The organism is Gemmatimonadaceae bacterium (assembly GCA_019752115.1).
GTDB lineage: Bacteria > Gemmatimonadota > Gemmatimonadetes > Gemmatimonadales > Gemmatimonadaceae > Gemmatimonas.
Genome location: JAIEMN010000002.1, coordinates 34,839 through 51,364, shown reverse-complemented (window position 1 = coordinate 51,364; position 16,526 = coordinate 34,839). Strand labels below are relative to the sequence as shown.

Genomic DNA, 16,526 nt, shown 5'->3' with positions numbered 1-16,526 from the left:
CGTGCCTGACCTGCGGAGGGGCGGGGCAACGGAGGACTAGCGCGACGTGTACGCCCGGCCTTTCCACTCAACCTGATCGCCGCGCGTGATGGCCTTGAGGCAGATCACGAGCAGCACGATCCCGCCGAGTGGGGCATAGATTGCCCGCCACACCGGATCCTTGTTCAGCACGTTCGCGAGCGCGAAGCTGCTCAGGACAGCGAGTGAAGCGCCGAGGCCCCAGGCCGTAAGCAGCGGCATGCCTAGCAACGCACCGATCGCTGCACCGAGGAACGGGCCCACGATGCCGAAGGGGAAGGCGAGGAGCAGCAGTGGGTAGAGCCACCGGCGCACGGTCTCGCCGCCCCACATCGCGTGGCGGCCGCCGGCGTAGAGGTTCTTTCCCCAGCCTTTCATGAGCGAGGCGAGGCCGTCGTACATGCGGGTGCTCAGGTGGCGCACGCCGAGGGCCATGGAGACGCGGCCGCCGGCGAGGAGGGTGCGCTGGGCGATCATGAGGTCCTCGGCGACGTACTGTCGCACCGCGACATGGCCGCCGATCTGATCGTACCAGGGGCGGCTCACTAGGAAGCACTGTCCGTTGGCGACCACGTCACGCGGGTGGCTGGCGCGTTCCAGCTGATCGGCGCCGCCGTAGCGGCCAAGGATGAGCGTGAAGACGCTCGGCTGCACGGCCTGCTCCCAGATCGTGCCCATGACCTGGCGGCCCGCCACGGAGAAGAGATCGGCGGCGCGGCGACTGCGCAGGGCCATCATGCGGGCGACCAGCTCGGGGCCGTGGCGCGTATCGGCATCAGTGAAGAGCAGCCAGCGGCCGGTGGCGCGTTGCGCGCCCGTGTGGCAGGCCCATTGCTTGCCGAACCAGTCGCCGGGGAGATCGGGGGCGGCGAGCACCTGCACGCGCGGGTCGCCAGCGGCGGCGGCGCGGGCGAGGTCACCGGTGCCGTCGGTGGAGTGGTCGTCCACCACGATGATCTCGAGATTCGGCCAGGTGCTTGCCCGCAGACTCGCCACACAGGCGGCGATGTGCGCCGCTTCATTCCGGGCCGGGAGCACGATGGAGACGCGGTCGGCGCCGGCGGGAGGCGTCGCGTCCACGTCGTCGAGCGACGGCGTATGGCGGAGCCGACCCCCAAGCGCGGCGGGGGCGGCCCACCAGGGGAGGGCGAGCAGAACAGGAAGTAGCACAGACACGGGCGGAACGTAGTGATGGCGGGGACGCGGCGCGTGGCCTCGGGCCTTCACGCCGAGTACGTTCAAGGCATGACTGCGACGGCGAGCCATTCGGCGCCCCATCATGCCCTTCCTGAACCGCCGGCGCTGCCGCCTGGTTCGCATGTGGCGCTGGTGTCGCCGTCCGGACCGCTCAACGGGCCGCATGAGCTCGAGCGCGCCATCGACACCGCGCAGTCTCTCGGCTGGAGCACGTGGGTCGGGCCGCATGCGCTCGCGCGCGAGGGGTACTTTGCCGGCCCCGATCACGCGCGTGCGGCCGATCTCATCGCGGCGCTGCAGGATGACACCATCGATGGCATCTGGTGTCTGCGGGGTGGCTATGGCGCGGCGCGGCTGCTGCCGGCCGTCTGGCCGGTGCTGCAGCAGGCGCGTCCCAAGGCGCTGCTGGGCTACTCCGACATCACGGCGCTGCACGCCGCGTGGGCGCGAGCCGGACTGGCGAGCTATCATGCCCCCACGGCGCGGGCGGTGCTGACGCCGTTCTCACGCGAGCACTTCATCCCCATGGTGCAGGGGCGCACCGAGGCGCTGTGGCGCGCGCCGGAGGCCACCGTGCTGCGCGGCGGGCGCGCGCACGGGCGGTTGGCGGGCGGCAATCTGGCACTCGTCGCGAGCCTCTGCGGCACCCCCTGGGCGTGGGATTTTCGCGATGCCATTGTGGTGCTCGAAGACATCAACGAAGCCACGTATCGCCTCGACCGCATGCTGACGCAGCTCGTACACGCCGGTGCGTTCGACGGCTGCGCCGGGCTGGCGTTCGGACAGTTCACCGACTGCCCCGAGAGCACCAGCGACGGTGCGCGGGCGCTGCCGGCGATTGTACAGGAGGTCGCTGATCACCTGCAGGTGCCGGCCGTGCTCGGGGTGCCCGTGGGACATATTGACGATCAGTGGACGATTCCCTTTGGCGCGGCGGCAACGCTCGACGCCGATGCGCGCGCGCTCACCGTGCGCGCCTGAGTGCGACCTGACCTTCACCTGACAGGATGACTCTATGAAGACCGCTCAGCAGCTCATCGCCGAAGCCAAGGCGCAAATCACCGAAGTGACGCCCCGTGAGGTGCAGGACGCGCTCGCTCGCGGCGAGGAACTCGTGCTCATCGACATTCGTGAGCAGAACGAGTGGAACCTTGGCCACCCCAAGCCGGCGATCTACATCGGCCGCGGTGTGCTCGAAACGCAGATCGAGGCCAAGGTCCCGCGCGACGCGCGCGTGGTGCTCAGCTGCGCCAGCGGCAATCGGTCGGCGCTGGCGGCGCTGGCGCTGCGGGAGATGGGCTACACGAACGTGGCGTCGATGGCCGGTGGCTTCCGCGAGTGGGTGGCGTCGGGTGGCGAGGTGGCCGACTGAGCGCCTCCGTCACCGGCGCGATGCCGTTCCCTCCGTCGCCGCTGGATGCTGCGTTGGCGCACCCCGACCTGGCCCGGTTGGCGGTGCGCCTCGCGTCACATGCGCCGCGTGAGGATGAGGCCGACAAGCGCGCGGCGGTGGCGGCCGTGTTTCGGGTGGTGGACGACGCGCCCGAACTGCTGTTCATCAAGCGCGCGTATCGCGAGGGCGATCCCTGGAGTGGCCACATGGCATTCCCCGGGGGGCGCCATGAGCCGCAGGACCCGTCGCTCGAGTACACGGCCGTACGCGAAACGATGGAAGAGCTGGCGCTCGATCTCACCGCCGGCCGCGTGCTGGGGCGCCTCGATGACCTGGCGCCGCGCAACGTAAATCTGCCGAGCATCGTAATCCGACCGTTCGTGGCGGTCGTGCCACCGGATGTGTCGTTCATCCCGAGCGATGAGGTCGCGGCCACCTTCTGGGTGCCGGTGGCGCGCTTGCGGGCCGACGATGCGCAGGCGGAACACGTGATGACCATCAATGGCGCGCGCGCCCGTTTCCCGGGCTATCGCGTCCACGAACACATCGTGTGGGGGCTCACTGAGCGCATCGTGCGCCAGTTGCTCCCGCTGTTGGATCCCTGACCCTTCGGTTCATGCGTTTTACGACGAAGTTTCCGCTGTTGGTCGCGGCGGGCTGGCAGCTGGCCGCCTGCGCGCGTCCCTCGTCTCCGGCGGCGATGTCGCCGATGGCTGGCAAGCGCGTGGAGGGAAGCGCCGGCATGGTGGCCGCATCGCACCCCGATGCCGCCGCCGCCGGGGCTGAAGTCCTGCGCGCGGGTGGCAATGCCGTGGACGGCTTTGTGGCCACGGCGTTCGCGTTGGGCGTGACCGATGTGTCGCAGACCGGTCTCGGTGGCGGTGGCGCGATGACCTACTACAACGCGCAGACGAAGACGGTCGAGCACCTGAGCTTCTATCCACGCACGGGAAGCGACACGGCGTGGGCGCAGGCGGCGGGGACCCGTGGTCCCGGCCGCGCCGCCGCGACGCCGGGGCAGGTCGCCGGGCTGCTCGAGGCGCATCGCCGCTGGGGGAAGCTCCCGATCGCGCAGGTGATGGCGCCGGCCATTCGCCTGGCGAAGGACGGGTTCATCGTCTCGCCGCTGCTGTCGCGCACGATTGCGAGCAGCAAGGCCAAGCTCGAAGCCGACTCGCTCGCCAAGGCGCGCTTCATGCCGAACGGCGTCGCGTTGCGGCCGGGCGACAAGCTGGTGCAGCCGGAACTCGCCGCCACGCTCGAGCGCATTCGTGATGGCGGGCGCGACGCGTTCTACACCGGTGCGATCGCCGAGGCGCTTGCGACCAAGGTGCAGAGCCTGGGTGGGCTGATCACCGTGGGCGACATGAAGACCTATCCCGTCACGGCGATGCGCCCGCTGTGCACGGAGTGGCGTGGCTACACGGTGCTCGGCGCGCCGCCGCCGATGGGAGGCTCGAGTGTGCTCGAGATGCTGCAGATCGCCGATGCGACAGGCGTGACCAACGCCGGGGGCTTTACCGACAAGCCTGACGCGGTGGTGAAGATGGCCGACATCCTGCGCATCGGCGGTGTGGACGCCAATCGTTGGCGCGGGGATCCGCTCGCGCAGCGTGTACCGGCGCACGGCGTGTCGCACAGCGGCTTTGCGAAGGCGCGCGCCGCGCGGGTGGGCGCGCCGTTGAGCGACTCGCTGCTGGCCGGCGATCCGTGGGCGTTCGATACCGCGAGCGTCCCCGCGACGTGCGCGCCGCTCAACCCGTATCCTGCCGTGAGCGCCAGTGTGACTGCGCCGGCGCACGACGCGGCGGATCTGCTGCACGAGCCGAAGCAGGAGGAGCCGGAAGGGCAGAGCTTCACCTCGCACCTCGCCGTGGTGGACGCGAGCGGCAGTGCGGTTTCGGCGACCACCACGGTGGGCGTGCTGTTCGGCAGCGGGGTGTACACCGGCGGTTTCTTCCTCAACTCGTCGGGGAGCAACTTCGACGCGCGCACGCGCGGCACGAACCGCTACGCGAACTCCACGATGTCGCCAACGGTCATCCTCGACCACGGCAAGGTGCGCCTCGTGGTGGGCGCCGCCGGTTCGCAGTACATCCAGCCCGCGATCACGCAGGTCACGCTCCGCATGCTGGCGTTCGGCGAAGACCCGTTCATGGCCGTCGCCGCGCCGCGCATCTATGCGAGCGCCGGTCAGAAGGACGTCGAGGTGGAGCCGGGTTACACGACCACGGTGTATCAGGCACTCGTCGCCCGCGGCTACATCCCCGTGAGCCGCGTCGCCGACATCACCTTCGGTGGCGTCCACGCGGTGTACGTGTCGCCGAGCGGGAAGCGGATCGGGGTGGCGGACCCGCGGCGGGATGGAGTGGCGGCGGGGTACTGAGCGGCAGCAGCCGGACCACGAACGGCAAACTGCAAACTGCGGAAGCCTGTACATCGGAAGCGTGAACGTCGGAAGCTGGACATCGGGAACTGCGGGTCCCGATGTCCAGCTTCCGCCGTTTCAGCTTCCGATGTACAGGCTTCCGCCGTTACCGAAGGAGTCCTTTCTCCCGCGCCAAATCCCCCAATCCCGTCCGGTCTCTGACTCCTACCTTATCAAAGATGTTCGCCAGGTGCGTCCCCGCCGTGCGTGCGGTGATGCCCAGGCGTGCGCCGATCTCTTTGTTGGAGAGGCGTTGCGCGACGAGCTTCACGATCTCGAGCTCGCGGGCGGTGAGATCGGCGAAGGCGCCGGCGGCATTGTCAGGGGCGACCGGGAGGCGCGCGCCGAGTTCGCGCAGGATCTCGCGGGCGTCGGTGGCGGCGGGGGCGGCGCCGACCTGGTCGAACATCGTGAGCGCCTCGCGGGCCTCATGGACCGCGTCGTCGCGGGCGCCACTCTCGTGGTATACGCGGGCGAGTCGCAGGCGCGCCTTGGCGGCATCGAACGGATAAGGGACCGCTTCGAGTTGGGCGATGGCGCGCTGCAGGTGCGCGATGGCCGTGGAAAAGTCCCCGGCCGCGCGGGCGCGCTCGCCGTCGATCACTTCGACCCAGGCGCGGCCGATCGGGTGCGCGAGATGGGCCGCGGCCTGCTCCAGGCGCTGACGGAGTACGTCCACCGTCGCGGTGTCGCCCAGTGCGAGGGCGGCTTCGATCATGGTGGGCATGAGGCGATAGACCGCCCACGCGACGTAGCCCGTGCGCATCGCCATGTCGAGCGCGATCTGCCCCACGCGGAGCGCTTCGGCGCGTTCACCGACCGCTTCGAGATAGCGCGTGCGGGCCACGAAGGCCGGCAACACGCCGTGCACTTCGAACGGGCGGGAGTGGTCCAGCTGCGCCGCACCGGACACTTCCCACGCTTCCTGCACGAGGCGTTGGGCGGTGGGAATGTCGCCCCGCTGCAGATACACGCCGCTCACCCAATGCAGGATGCGCGCGCGCAGCGTGGTTTGGTCAAGCGCCCGCGCCAGTGTGATCGCGCCTTCGCCCTCGGCGAGGGCGCGGTCCCATTGGCCGATGCCGGCGCGATACTCCAGCGCAATTTCGGCGCAGCGCAGTTCAAGCAACGGACTCGCGAGTTCCTGCGCGAGCCGCGTCGCCTGCTCGAGGTGCGTGGCCAAGGCCTGCGTCTGCGAGGTAAGCCCACCCAGCACCGCCGCCCCGAAATGCGCATGCCACCGCAGATTGCGCTCACCGCTCTTCTCCGCGAGTTGCACGGCGCTGCGCGCGTAGCTCCACGCGCGATGCGCCGGCCCCGTCCACACATGCAGCATAAGCAGGATGCGATGCGCGCGCGCCTGCAGGGAGATGTCGCCCAGCGACTCCGCGGTCGCGACCGCGTCGGCGACTTCGCGCTTGGCGTCGTCGGAGAGGCCGAGCATCTGCATCGCATCGCCCTTGGCGAGTTGCGTGCGAATGACCAGCGAGTCGCTCCCCGCTCGGCGCGCGTGCGCGATGGCCGCGTCGTAGTGGGCCAACGCCTCTTCGCGGCGCCCCAACCCCGTGAGCGACAGCGCATAGCGACGCTCGGCGATCGCCAGCGCCAGCGCGTTGCCAGTCGCCGTGGCGTGCTCGATGGCGCGTTTGCACATTGCGATCGCCTGCTGGTAGTCACCGAGGCGCCGATAGACGCGCATCAGATCGTCCACCAAATCGTCGCGGGTGTTGGCCGGAACCACCTCGGGGTGGGCGTCCGCGCGATCGAGGGCCGCGCGGAGCAGCTCGGCCGCCTCACGGCGGGCGAGTCGCAGCAGTGCCTGCCGACCGGCCGCCACGAGCCACCGGACTGCCACCGCGGGCTGTTCGCGCGGATCGGCACGGAGCCAGTGCACGGCGATGGTTTCCGTCTGCGCGGTGGATGGCTGCGGGCTCACGGCTTCCATGGCCCGCGCGAGCGTGGCGTGGAGTTCGCGTTCACGGGCGAGCCCCACCGATTCCACCAGCGCCTGTTGCATCATCGGATGCACGACCGCGTACACCACGCTGTCGCCCCCCGGGCGCTCGGTGATGATGTCGCCGTCGCGCAGCTCGCGCAGCGCCTCGAAGATCGCGGCATCGTCGAGCCCCAGTGTGCCATCGCCCACGGCCATGCGCGCGACCGTACGGACCACGTCGTGTGTCGCGCCGCTATCGGCCACGGCAATGATCTCGGCGAGCCGACGCGCGGGCGCACCGAGACGCGCCAGGCGATCGGCCAGTACATCGCGAACCGACGGCGGGAGCGTCAGCGTCTCCACGTGCCAGCCGACCCACACGCCGCCCTGCTGTCGCACGTCACCACGCGAGACGAGCTCGCGCAGCACCTGATCGAGGAAGAACGCGTTGCCGAGGGTTGCCTGATGGAGCCGGGTGGCGAACGCGTCTACGACCACGTCGGAGACGCCGAAGTGGGCAGCAAGAACCGCCTTCACCGTGGGCTGCGTCAGCGGCGTCAGGCGCACATCCACGGCGCCGCCCAGCGAGCGCAGCGAGCGGAGTGCAAGGCGAAACTCATCGGGGAGCGTGCGGTCCGTCTCGTTCCAGCACGCCACAATGATGAGTCGCTGCGAGGCCACCTGGCGCCCAAGAAAATGCAGCAACTCCACCGAGGCGCTGTCTGCCCACTGCAGATTCTCGAGGCAGAGATAGAGCGGCGTCTTCTCCGACAGGCGCGTCAGCAGTTGCCGAATGGCGGTGTGCAGGCGAACGCGCTGCTCGGCGGGGTTCACGCCCTCGGCGAGCAGGTTGCCCGAGCCGCGATCAAGGAGGTCCGGCGCCAGCGCCGCGAGAATGGCACGATCGCCGCGCGTGAGCCGCATCAGCGCGCCGCTGTCGAGTGTGGCGAGCAGCGGGGCCATCGCATCGGCGAACACGGCGTAGGGAATGGCCGTCTCCAACGGGTACGCCTGTCCATGGGCGACCTGCCAGCCGCTCGCGCGCGCGGCGGCGATCGATTCTGCGAGCAGGCGAGACTTGCCCACGCCGCCGTCACCGCTCAGCAGCACGAGCTGGCCCAGTCCGGCCGCCGCGTCCTGCTGACACTGCGTGAGCCGGGCGAGTTCACTCTCGCGTCCGACGAACGGGAGCGCGCTGACGGAGGCGCGCGGTGAGGCCGCCGAGGCAGTCATGATCAGAAGGCCTGGTTGAAGCCGATGTAGAGACCGCTCGCACCATCGCGACCGCGGCCATAGTCCACGCGCACGGCGGTGCGCTGCCGCGGGTCGATCTGGAAGCGGAGCCCCGCGCCGTACGTCGGGAGCGCCTTTGTGCTCGTGGCGCTGTTGTGATCGTTCAGGATGCCCAGCCCACCGAACGCCACCGCCCCGACGCGCCGGCGGATGGGTGTGCGCCACTCGGCCTGCGCCGCCTGCAGGTTCACATCGCGATAGCGGCCACGCGTGTAGCCGCGGAGCATGTCGCCACCGCCCACGAGATTCAGCTGGTCGAACGGAATCGCGTCGCCGTCGATCCAGAGGCCGAGGTAGTTCAGGGCCAATGTGGAGGCGCCCACCGGGACGTACTGCCGCACATCCAGTCGGCGACGCACGTATGAGAAGTCGGAGCCGATCGCCGACCGCGAGGCCGTGACGGTGAGCTGCGCGAGGGTGCCGCGATGCGGATTGAACACGAAGTCGCGCGAATCGCGAAGCAGTCCAACGCCCACTTCGCTGACCCGTCCGCCGGTGGCGCCGGTGATCGTCTTGGTGCGCAGCACGCCGGTGGTCGTGTCGGCCGTGATCGTCTGGTCGATCAGTCGTGCCGACACCAGACCGTACCACTGCCCATGCACCCGCTGCTGGATGGTGGCCTGCGCATCGATGCCCTCCGGCGTGTAGGTCTCCTTCGCCGTCTCGGGCGTCTGATCGCCCACGCCGTAGTAGGGGAGCGGGAAGCGCTGCCAGGCCAGACTCCCCCAGAGCCGCCGCGCGTTCTCCCGCGACCAGTACTCACCTTCGACACTCGCCCGCGTCTGCCCTTTGGCGCTTCGGATGATCGTCGGCACAATCGACGCCGGCCGCGCATGGCGCGCCGCAGGCGGCTCGAACACGGCGAGCATGGTTAGCCCGAGCTGCAGCCCGGTCTCCGGCGCCGAGGCGATCGCCGGGAACGGCTGCAGCCGGCGGCGCCACTGGGTGGAATCCGTGGATTGCGCCGAACCCCGCTGCGGAATGCACAGCGCGATTGCGAGCAAAGCAGGGATGGAGGAACGGCGGAAGGGCGTCATGGCAGCACCGGCGGAAAGGGTCAGATCAGGGACACCAGCATGATCGGCCACCCGTGACGTAGAAACGATACGTCAGGTGACGTAGCGCCGCCGCGGCATGAAGGGAAATTCAATTATTGCAATCAGTTACCACTTTCCACGAGATCGCGCGGGTACCCGCCCTGCGGAGTATCCGGAGGAGCGGTGCAGCGGAGGCGTACGTCGGCCTCCGCTGCTTTTCCTCTCCGCATCTCCGCAGGTCAGGTACCGATCGCTTGAAATAAATATTTAGTCTCAGCTAAATTACCGACGATGAGTGAAACGAACGCCCCGCCGACTGCTCCGATCGACCCCGACGCCGGGTGGCGACGGGCGCGACTCGCGCCGTCCCTGGCGGAGGTGCATCGCTCGGTCGAGATCACCGGCACCTCCTGGTTCCGGAAGCTCCTCGCTTTTGCCGGGCCCGGCTATCTCGTGGCCGTTGGCTACATGGACCCGGGCAACTGGGCCACCGATCTCGCGGGTGGGTCACGGTTCGGGTACACGCTCCTGACCGTCATCCTGATGTCCAACCTGATGGCGGTGCTCCTGCAGGGGCTCGCCTCCAAGCTGGGCATCGTCACCGGGCGTGATCTCGCGCAGGCGTGTCGTGATCATTACTCGCCGCGCGTGGCGTTCATCCTCTGGCTGCTGTGCGAGGTGGCCATTGCCGCCTGCGACCTCGCCGAGGTGATCGGCTCGGCCATCGCCCTCAACCTGCTGTTCAAGATTCCGCTCCCCTGGGGCATCGGGCTCACCGCGCTCGACGTGCTGGTGGTGCTCTATCTCCAGAACAAGGGCTTCCGGCTGCTCGAGGCGCTCGTCATTGCGCTCGTGGCCGTGGTGGGCGGCTGCTTCCTCTTCGAGCTGGTGATCTCGCGCCCCGACATGGGTGAGGTCGCGCGCGGGTTCCTACCGAGCATCGAGATCGTGCGCGATCCGGAGAAGCTCTACATCGCGATCGGCATCCTCGGCGCGACGGTGATGCCGCACAACCTGTATCTGCACTCGTCCATCGTGCAGACCCGCAAGTACGCCGAGAACGCCGAAGGGAAGCGGGAGGCGGTGCGGTTTGCCTTCGTCGATTCCACCATCGCGCTCACCTTCGCACTCTTCATCAACGCGGCGATTCTCATTGTCGCGGCGGCGACGTTTCACCGCACCGGCAATACCCAGGTCGCCGAGATTCAGGACGCGCACCAGCTGCTCACCCCCCTGCTGGGTGTGACGGGTGCGAGCGCGGTCTTCGCGCTGGCCCTGTTGGCGTCGGGACAGAATTCCACGCTCACCGGTACGCTGGCGGGCCAGATCGTGATGGAAGGGTTCCTCGATCTGCGCATCCGGCCCTGGCTGCGGCGCCTCATCACGCGCGCGATTGCCATCGTGCCGGCGGCGGTCGTGGCGATATTTTACGGGGAGAGCGGCACGGCCCAGCTGCTGGTGTTCAGCCAGGTGGTGCTGTCGTTGCAGCTCTCCTTCGCGGTGTTTCCGCTGGTCCGCTTCACGTCCGATCCGGCCAAGATGGGCGAGTTCGTCAATTCGACGCTGCTGCGCGTGGCGGCCTATACGGTCGCCATCGTGATTGCCGCGCTGAACGCCTGGTTGCTGGTGCAGACGGTCCGCGGCTGGCTGGCATGACCGTGCTGCTGCTCCTTCCCGCCCCGCGCCTCGTCTGACGCATGTACCGACGCATCCTCGTTCCGCTCGAGCATTCGCCGTACGATCGCGTGATCCTCGAGCATGTGCGTCAGCTCGCGAAGCTCTGCGAGTCGTCGCTGCTGCTCATTCACGTCGCCGACGGGTGGGCCGCCCGCAATCAGCAGTCGCTCAAGCTGCGCGAAAGCGAAGAGATGCGGCAGGACCGCGAGTATCTGGAGCAGTGCTGCGCGTCGCTCCGCGACGAAGGCTTCGACTCGCAGTGCGTGCTGGCCGGCGGTGATCCGGCCGCCGAGATTGCTGCCGCCGCCGATCGCGAGTCGTGCGACCTGATCGCCATGGCCGTGCATGGCCACAAGGGGATCCAGGACCTGCTCTACGGGACCACTGCCAACGCCGTGCGCCACAAGACGACCGTGCCGGTGCTGATGGTCCGCTCGCCCAAGCGTCCGGCGTAAGCACGCCGCGCATTACTTTTTGCCGCATGTCCGCGCCCCAGCCCGCTCCGCCGGTCCTGACCGAGCCTGTTGAGGATTACCTCAAGGCGATCTACGAGCTCGAGCGGCGCCATGGCGCGGCGGCCACCACCGATGTCGCGCAGGCGCTCGCCGTCGCCCCCGCCAGCGTGACGGGCATGATCCGGCGTCTGGCTCAGCAGGGGTACTGCGATCACGTCCCCTACAAGGGCGTGCAGCTCACGCCGCTCGGCCGCCGGGCCGCGCTGCGCACCATTCGCCGACACCGGATCCTCGAGACCTATCTCACGCGCGTGCTGGGCTATCCGTGGGATCAGGTGCACGCCGAGGCCGAACGGCTGGAGCATGCGGCCAGTGACGCGCTCATTGCCTGCATGGCCGCGGCGCTCGGCGATCCCACCGAGGATCCGCACGGCGCGCCGATCCCCACCGTGGACGGCGAGGTGGATGAGCGCTCGCACCGCACCCTCGCCGAGCTGGCGGTGGGCGAAACCGCGCGCATGGTGCGCGTCGTGAGCGACAAGGATTCGTCGTTCCTGCGGTACCTCGCCGAGATCGCCCTGCAGCCCGGCGCCGAGGTGACGCTCGTCGCCCGCGCCCCCTTCGACGGGCCCATCACGCTCCGCATCGGCACCACCGAACCGGTCGTTGGACCTAATCTTGCCGCTCAGGTATTGGTGGACACGATGCCTGATGCCCTGAAGTCGACGGACTGACCCATGCGGTGGGAACGAATGCCTCTGGCACTCGCGCGGCGAGTGTCAGTCGCGCTGGCGTGCGCGTTGGCCGGCGCGCCCCTGATCGCCGGAACCGCAGGCGCCCAAGCGCGCGGGATTGCGATCGATACGCGACTCGCCGAAGACCTTGGTCTGAGCGTCGGCGCCCGTGTGCGGCTCTCCGCAGTCCCCGGCGCCCCGACGGACAGCGCGGTCGTGCGCGCCATCTTCGAGCGCAAGGCCGATCCGGCCGAAGTGGCCCGGCGCGAGTACCGCATCCGCACGCATCTCAGCCAGCTGCAGCAGCTCCTGGGGGCCGATGATCGGGTGGATCGGTTTGCCGTGGGGGTGCGCGACGGCGTCTCAATCGACAGCGCGGTGGCTCGCATCAATCACGTGGCCTTTGGCTTTCGCGCTCACCCCAGCAAAGCGGTGGCGGTGAAAAGTTCGCGCACCTTTCAGGTCGTCGAGCGCTTCCACACCGCCATTGGCATCATCACGGTCGTGGCCAGCGCGGTGTTTCTGCTCTGCCTCCTGCTCCTGAGTGTGGAGGAGCGCAAGCGCGATGTCGCGGCCCTCCGCCTGCTGGGGATCTCGCAAGGCACCGTGGTGCGCGCGATCGTGATCGAGGCGGCGCTCGTCTCGCTGATCGGTAGTGCGCTGGGGGCCGTCGTGGGCTGGATCGCGTCGCTCATCGTGAACGCGCACTTCCAGCAGGTCTATCGCACGCCGCTCCTCTTTGCGCTGCTCACGCCACAGATCTTCGCCTTTGCCACGCTGCTGTCGCTCACGCTGGGCATCGGTGCCGGTGCGGTGGCCGCGTGGCGCCTCGTGCGCACGCCGCCGCTCACGCTTATGGGGCGCTAGCCGATGTCCATGCGCACCACGCTCGCGTGGGCCACGCTGCGTCGTCATCCGGCGCGGACCACGCTGGCCATCCTCGGCATCGCGGTGGCGGCCGCGCTGCTGCTCGACATGGTGATGCTCGCGACCGGCATGCGCACGAGCTTTCGGGCGTTGATGCTCACGCGCGGCTATCAGTTGCGCATCGCGCCCAAGGGGACGCTCCCCTTTGACAGCGAAGCCACCATCGATGGAGCTGACGCGATCGTGGCGGCCCTGCGCGCCAATCCCGACATCAAGGCGGTGAGCCCCTCGCTGGGAACCACGCTGGCGATGCCGGATCAGCTGGTGCCGAGCGTCTTCACGCTGGGGCTCGCGTCGGATGTGCAGGGGGACTACGTGTTGGAACAGGGGCGCGATATCCCCGTCACTGCGGCCGACACGGGGGTCTTGCCGGCGGTGGTGAGCCGCATGTTCCTGATGCGCACGCACCGCCGGCTTGGCGATACGCTCACGGTCTCGGCCGGCGCCGATGCGCAGCTGCGCAGCATGGCGCGCTCGCGCACGGTGGTGCTCGTGGGCGAGGGGCGCTTCTACTACGTACCCAATGAAACGCCGGTGATGGCGCTCCCACTGGCCAGCGTTCGCCGGCTCTCGGGGCCCACGTTTCACGATCGCATGTCGCTCGCCATGGCCGAAGTGCGCCGCGGCGACTCGGCGAGCGTCGAAGCCGCGCGCGCCTGGATCGGGCGCACGCAGCCGCGGGTGAATGCCATTTCCACGGAGACCGCCATTCGTCAGGTGGAGGAGCGGCTCTCCTACTTCCGTCAGCTCGCGTTCGTGCTCGGCGCGATCAGCCTCGGGATCGGCTTTCTGCTCGTGGCCACGCTCATCACGCTCAGCGTCAACGAGCGCCGCGGCGAGATCGCGGTGCTGCGTGCCATTGGCACCTCGAGCGGTGGCGTGTTGCGGCAGGTCTTTCTCGAAGGCTTCATGCTGAGCGGCGCCGGGATTGTGGGTGGGCTCGGGCTCGGTCTCGTGACCGCACGCTGGCTCAACGGCATCCTGAGTGACTTTCCGGGGCTGCCGGCGAGCTTCGACTTCTTTGTCTGGACGCCCGATGCCGCGTGGCGTGCGCTCGCGATGCTCCTGGTGAGCGGCTCGCTCGCCGGTCTGCTCCCCGCATGGCGGGCGGCGTCGATTCCCATTGCCCGCGCGCTGCGGGAGGAAGCCATTGGCTGAGACTGTGCGTACTCCGGGTTCTGCCGAGCCGGTGATTCGTTGCCTCGACGTGGAGCGCAGTTACCGGATGGGCGACGCGACGGTGCATGCCGTTCGCGGTATTTCGCTCGATATCCACCGGGGGGAGTTCGCGGCCATCACCGGCCCCTCGGGCTGCGGCAAGAGCACGCTGCTGCACCTGCTCGGAGCGGTGGACACGCCGTCGGCGGGGCAGGTGTGGGTGAATGGCCGCAACACGGCCCTGCTCAACGATGCCGACGCCACCGCCTTTCGCCTGCGCCACATCGGCTTTGTCTTTCAGCGGTTCTACCTCATGCCTACGCTGTCGGCGCTCGAGAACGTGGAGCTGCCGATGGCCGAGGCCGGCGTTGCCAAGACCACGCGCCGCGCACGGGCCGCCGAGTTGCTCGGGTATGTTGGCCTCGGCGACCGTCGCACGCACCGCCCCACGCAACTCTCGGGCGGCGAACAGCAGCGCGTGGCCATCGCCCGCGCGCTGGCGAATGAACCGGCGCTGCTGCTGGCCGATGAACCCACGGGCGAGCTCGATGCGGCCACGGGCGAGCGCTTGCTCGAGCTGTTCGGGCAGCTGCATCGCGATGGCACGACGTTGGTGTTCGTGACGCACGATGGTGTGGTGGCGCAGGCGGCGCAGCGCGTCATTCGCCTGCGCGATGGCCGCGTGCACGACGATACGGGCCGCGAGGCGGCCGCGCCGGCATGACGGGACCTGGCGCCGTCGAACGCCCGGGGGCGATGCGCCTGGCGATGTCGTGGCTGCTGGCGTGGCGCACGGTGGCCTCGCGGCCGTGGCGTGCGTTCCTGCTGTGCAGCGGCTTTGGCGTGGGCGTCGGGGTGATGATCGTGCTGCTCGCGGTGGGCGAGGCGATGGTGCGACAGGCCAGTCAGGAGCGCCTCGTGGGCGGCGGGGCCATCACGGTGCTCCCCGAGGGGATCGACGTGGAAGTGCTCACCACCGGTGGTCTCGGGGGGCTTTTCTTCTCGGTGCCCAACGCGCGCTTTGTGCATCGGCAGGTGCTGACCTCGCCGCGCCTTGCAGATGCCGTGTCGGTGGCCGCACCGCAGCTCGAGGGCAAGCTGCTCTATCTCACCACCGCCGATGGCGTGGAGCATGCCGTGCGTGCCACCGGTGAGTTGCCGAGCGCGACCGCGGCGCTCGGCGCCATGCCCCGCATCGTGCAGGGCGCGTGGGGCGATGACGATGCGGATCGCCGATGGAGCGCGCCTACACTGGCGGAGTTGCGGCACGATATCGATCACTTCCATCTGCCGGCGCCGGACATGCCGAACCCGGCGACGTGGGGCGAGTGGCACTACTTTAATGTGCTCTCGCCCGACGCGACGCGGTGGGCGTTCATCACGTTCCTCGTGGGCGGCGATGTGCGCGACACGCTCTGGGGCGGGCAGATGCTGGTCACCTTGCACGAGCGCGGCAAACCGCCGCGCCGCTTCGTGCAGCGCGTGCCGCGCCAGCAGGTGCGCTTCAGCACCACCGACGCCAATCTGCGCATCGGCAACAGCACGGTGACCGTGCAGCCCGATGGGCGGTATGCGTTGCACGCGGAAGCGCGCGAGGAGGGCCGGGGCACGCCGTTGACGCTGGACCTGACGGTGGCCCCCACACCGCGCGTGGAGTTTCCCGGCGCCCAGCTGGTGAGTGGCGATTTCACGAGTGGCTACGCCGTCCCCGCGCTGCGCGCCGAGGCGTCAGGGGCGATCTGCGTGGCCGGCGCGTGTACCGCCTACAGCGCCGCGCAGAGCTATCACGATCACAACTGGGGTGGGTGGCGTGGGGTGACCTGGGAATGGGGCGCCACGCGAGCGGGTGAGTATACGCTGCTCTATGGCCGCGTCGCACCGGAAGACAGTGGTGGCACGTCGCCGCTGTTCGTGTACGTCACGGATGCGCAGGGGTTCCTGGCGCTCTTCCGCCCCAAGTCCATTCGCTATGACGACGCGCGCGTGGTCATGACGCGCGAGGGACCGCTCAAGGTCCCGGCCACGGCCGAACTGGTGGACGTGCGCGGCGCCGACACGCTGCGCGTCACGCTCACGATCGACGATGCCGTGGCAACGGACACCCGGCTGGGGCTGATCGAGCGCGGGGAGGGCGCGTACGCCCGCAATCTCACGCGCCCGTGGTTTGTGCAGATGGCCGGCGACGCGGCGTTGAGCGGACGCATCCGCGGCCGCGCCCTGTCGGGACGCGGCCGCGGGTTCTTCGAGACGTACCGCTAGCGCCGCCTGCGCGG

14 protein-coding genes are annotated in these 16,526 nt (G+C 69.2%); 11 read left to right on the top strand and 3 right to left on the bottom strand.

Going from position 1 to position 16,526, the window contains the following annotated elements:
• Positions 1–36: 36 nt before the first annotated feature.
• Positions 37–1,194 (bottom strand): glycosyltransferase, encoded by a 1,158-nt coding sequence (locus tag K2R93_00575; protein MBY0488305.1) that lies wholly within the window; start codon positions 1,192–1,194, stop codon positions 37–39.
• Positions 1,195–1,263: 69 nt separating this feature from the next.
• Here K2R93_00575 and K2R93_00570 point away from each other — a divergent pair, with 69 nt between their 5' ends.
• The 4 genes from K2R93_00570 to K2R93_00555 are packed head-to-tail and all read left to right on the top strand — an operon-like array spanning position 1,264 to position 4,994.
• The gene (locus K2R93_00570; GenBank protein MBY0488304.1) at positions 1,264–2,196 is read left to right on the top strand and encodes an LD-carboxypeptidase; all 933 of its coding nucleotides are present in this window, start codon (positions 1,264–1,266) and stop codon (positions 2,194–2,196) included.
• Positions 2,197–2,230: 34 nt separating this feature from the next.
• On the top strand, positions 2,231–2,587 hold the full coding sequence (locus tag K2R93_00565; protein ID MBY0488303.1) for a hypothetical protein: 357 nt from the start codon (positions 2,231–2,233) through the stop codon (positions 2,585–2,587).
• Positions 2,588–2,607: 20 nt separating this feature from the next.
• On the top strand, positions 2,608–3,213 hold the full coding sequence (locus tag K2R93_00560) for a CoA pyrophosphatase (protein MBY0488302.1): 606 nt from the start codon (positions 2,608–2,610) through the stop codon (positions 3,211–3,213).
• An 11-nt stretch (positions 3,214–3,224) separates the two neighbouring features.
• On the top strand, positions 3,225–4,994 hold the full coding sequence (locus K2R93_00555; GenBank protein ID MBY0488301.1) for a gamma-glutamyltransferase family protein: 1,770 nt from the start codon (positions 3,225–3,227) through the stop codon (positions 4,992–4,994).
• A 148-nt stretch (positions 4,995–5,142) separates the two neighbouring features.
• Here the strand turns inward: K2R93_00555 and K2R93_00550 are convergent, their stop codons facing one another.
• Entirely contained in the window at positions 5,143–8,205 is a 3,063-nt protein-coding gene (locus K2R93_00550; protein MBY0488300.1) for an AAA family ATPase, read from the bottom strand.
• 2 nt (positions 8,206–8,207) lie between these two features.
• Positions 8,208–9,302: an outer membrane protein assembly factor gene (locus K2R93_00545; GenBank protein ID MBY0488299.1), complete on the bottom strand. Its 1,095-nt coding sequence runs from the start codon at positions 9,300–9,302 to the stop codon at positions 8,208–8,210.
• A 324-nt stretch (positions 9,303–9,626) separates the two neighbouring features.
• On the opposite strand from K2R93_00545, the gene K2R93_00540 reads away from it, so the two are divergent.
• The 7 genes from K2R93_00540 to K2R93_00510 are packed head-to-tail and all read left to right on the top strand — an operon-like array spanning position 9,627 to position 16,512.
• Positions 9,627–10,958, top strand: a complete 1,332-nt coding sequence (locus tag K2R93_00540; protein MBY0488298.1) for an Nramp family divalent metal transporter — start codon at positions 9,627–9,629, stop codon at positions 10,956–10,958.
• Between the two features lie 41 nt (positions 10,959–10,999).
• On the top strand, positions 11,000–11,434 hold the full coding sequence (locus K2R93_00535; protein MBY0488297.1) for a universal stress protein: 435 nt from the start codon (positions 11,000–11,002) through the stop codon (positions 11,432–11,434).
• A 26-nt stretch (positions 11,435–11,460) separates the two neighbouring features.
• Complete coding sequence (locus tag K2R93_00530) at positions 11,461–12,168, top strand: metal-dependent transcriptional regulator (GenBank protein ID MBY0488296.1); 708 nt, start codon at positions 11,461–11,463, stop codon at positions 12,166–12,168.
• Positions 12,169–12,186: 18 nt separating this feature from the next.
• Positions 12,187–13,035 (top strand): FtsX-like permease family protein, encoded by an 849-nt coding sequence (locus K2R93_00525; protein MBY0488295.1) that lies wholly within the window; start codon positions 12,187–12,189, stop codon positions 13,033–13,035.
• A gap of 9 nt (positions 13,036–13,044) precedes the next feature.
• Positions 13,045–14,253, top strand: a complete 1,209-nt coding sequence (locus K2R93_00520) for an ABC transporter permease (protein ID MBY0488294.1) — start codon at positions 13,045–13,047, stop codon at positions 14,251–14,253.
• A gap of 31 nt (positions 14,254–14,284) precedes the next feature.
• Positions 14,285–14,977 (top strand): ABC transporter ATP-binding protein, encoded by a 693-nt coding sequence (locus K2R93_00515; GenBank protein ID MBY0488293.1) that lies wholly within the window; start codon positions 14,285–14,287, stop codon positions 14,975–14,977.
• Positions 14,974–16,512 carry a hypothetical protein gene (locus K2R93_00510; GenBank protein MBY0488292.1) on the top strand — a complete coding sequence of 513 codons (1,539 nt, stop codon included), beginning with the start codon at positions 14,974–14,976 and terminating at the stop codon, positions 16,510–16,512. The genes K2R93_00515 and K2R93_00510 overlap by 4 nt, the downstream gene beginning before the upstream one ends.
• Positions 16,513–16,526 lie beyond the last annotated feature (14 nt).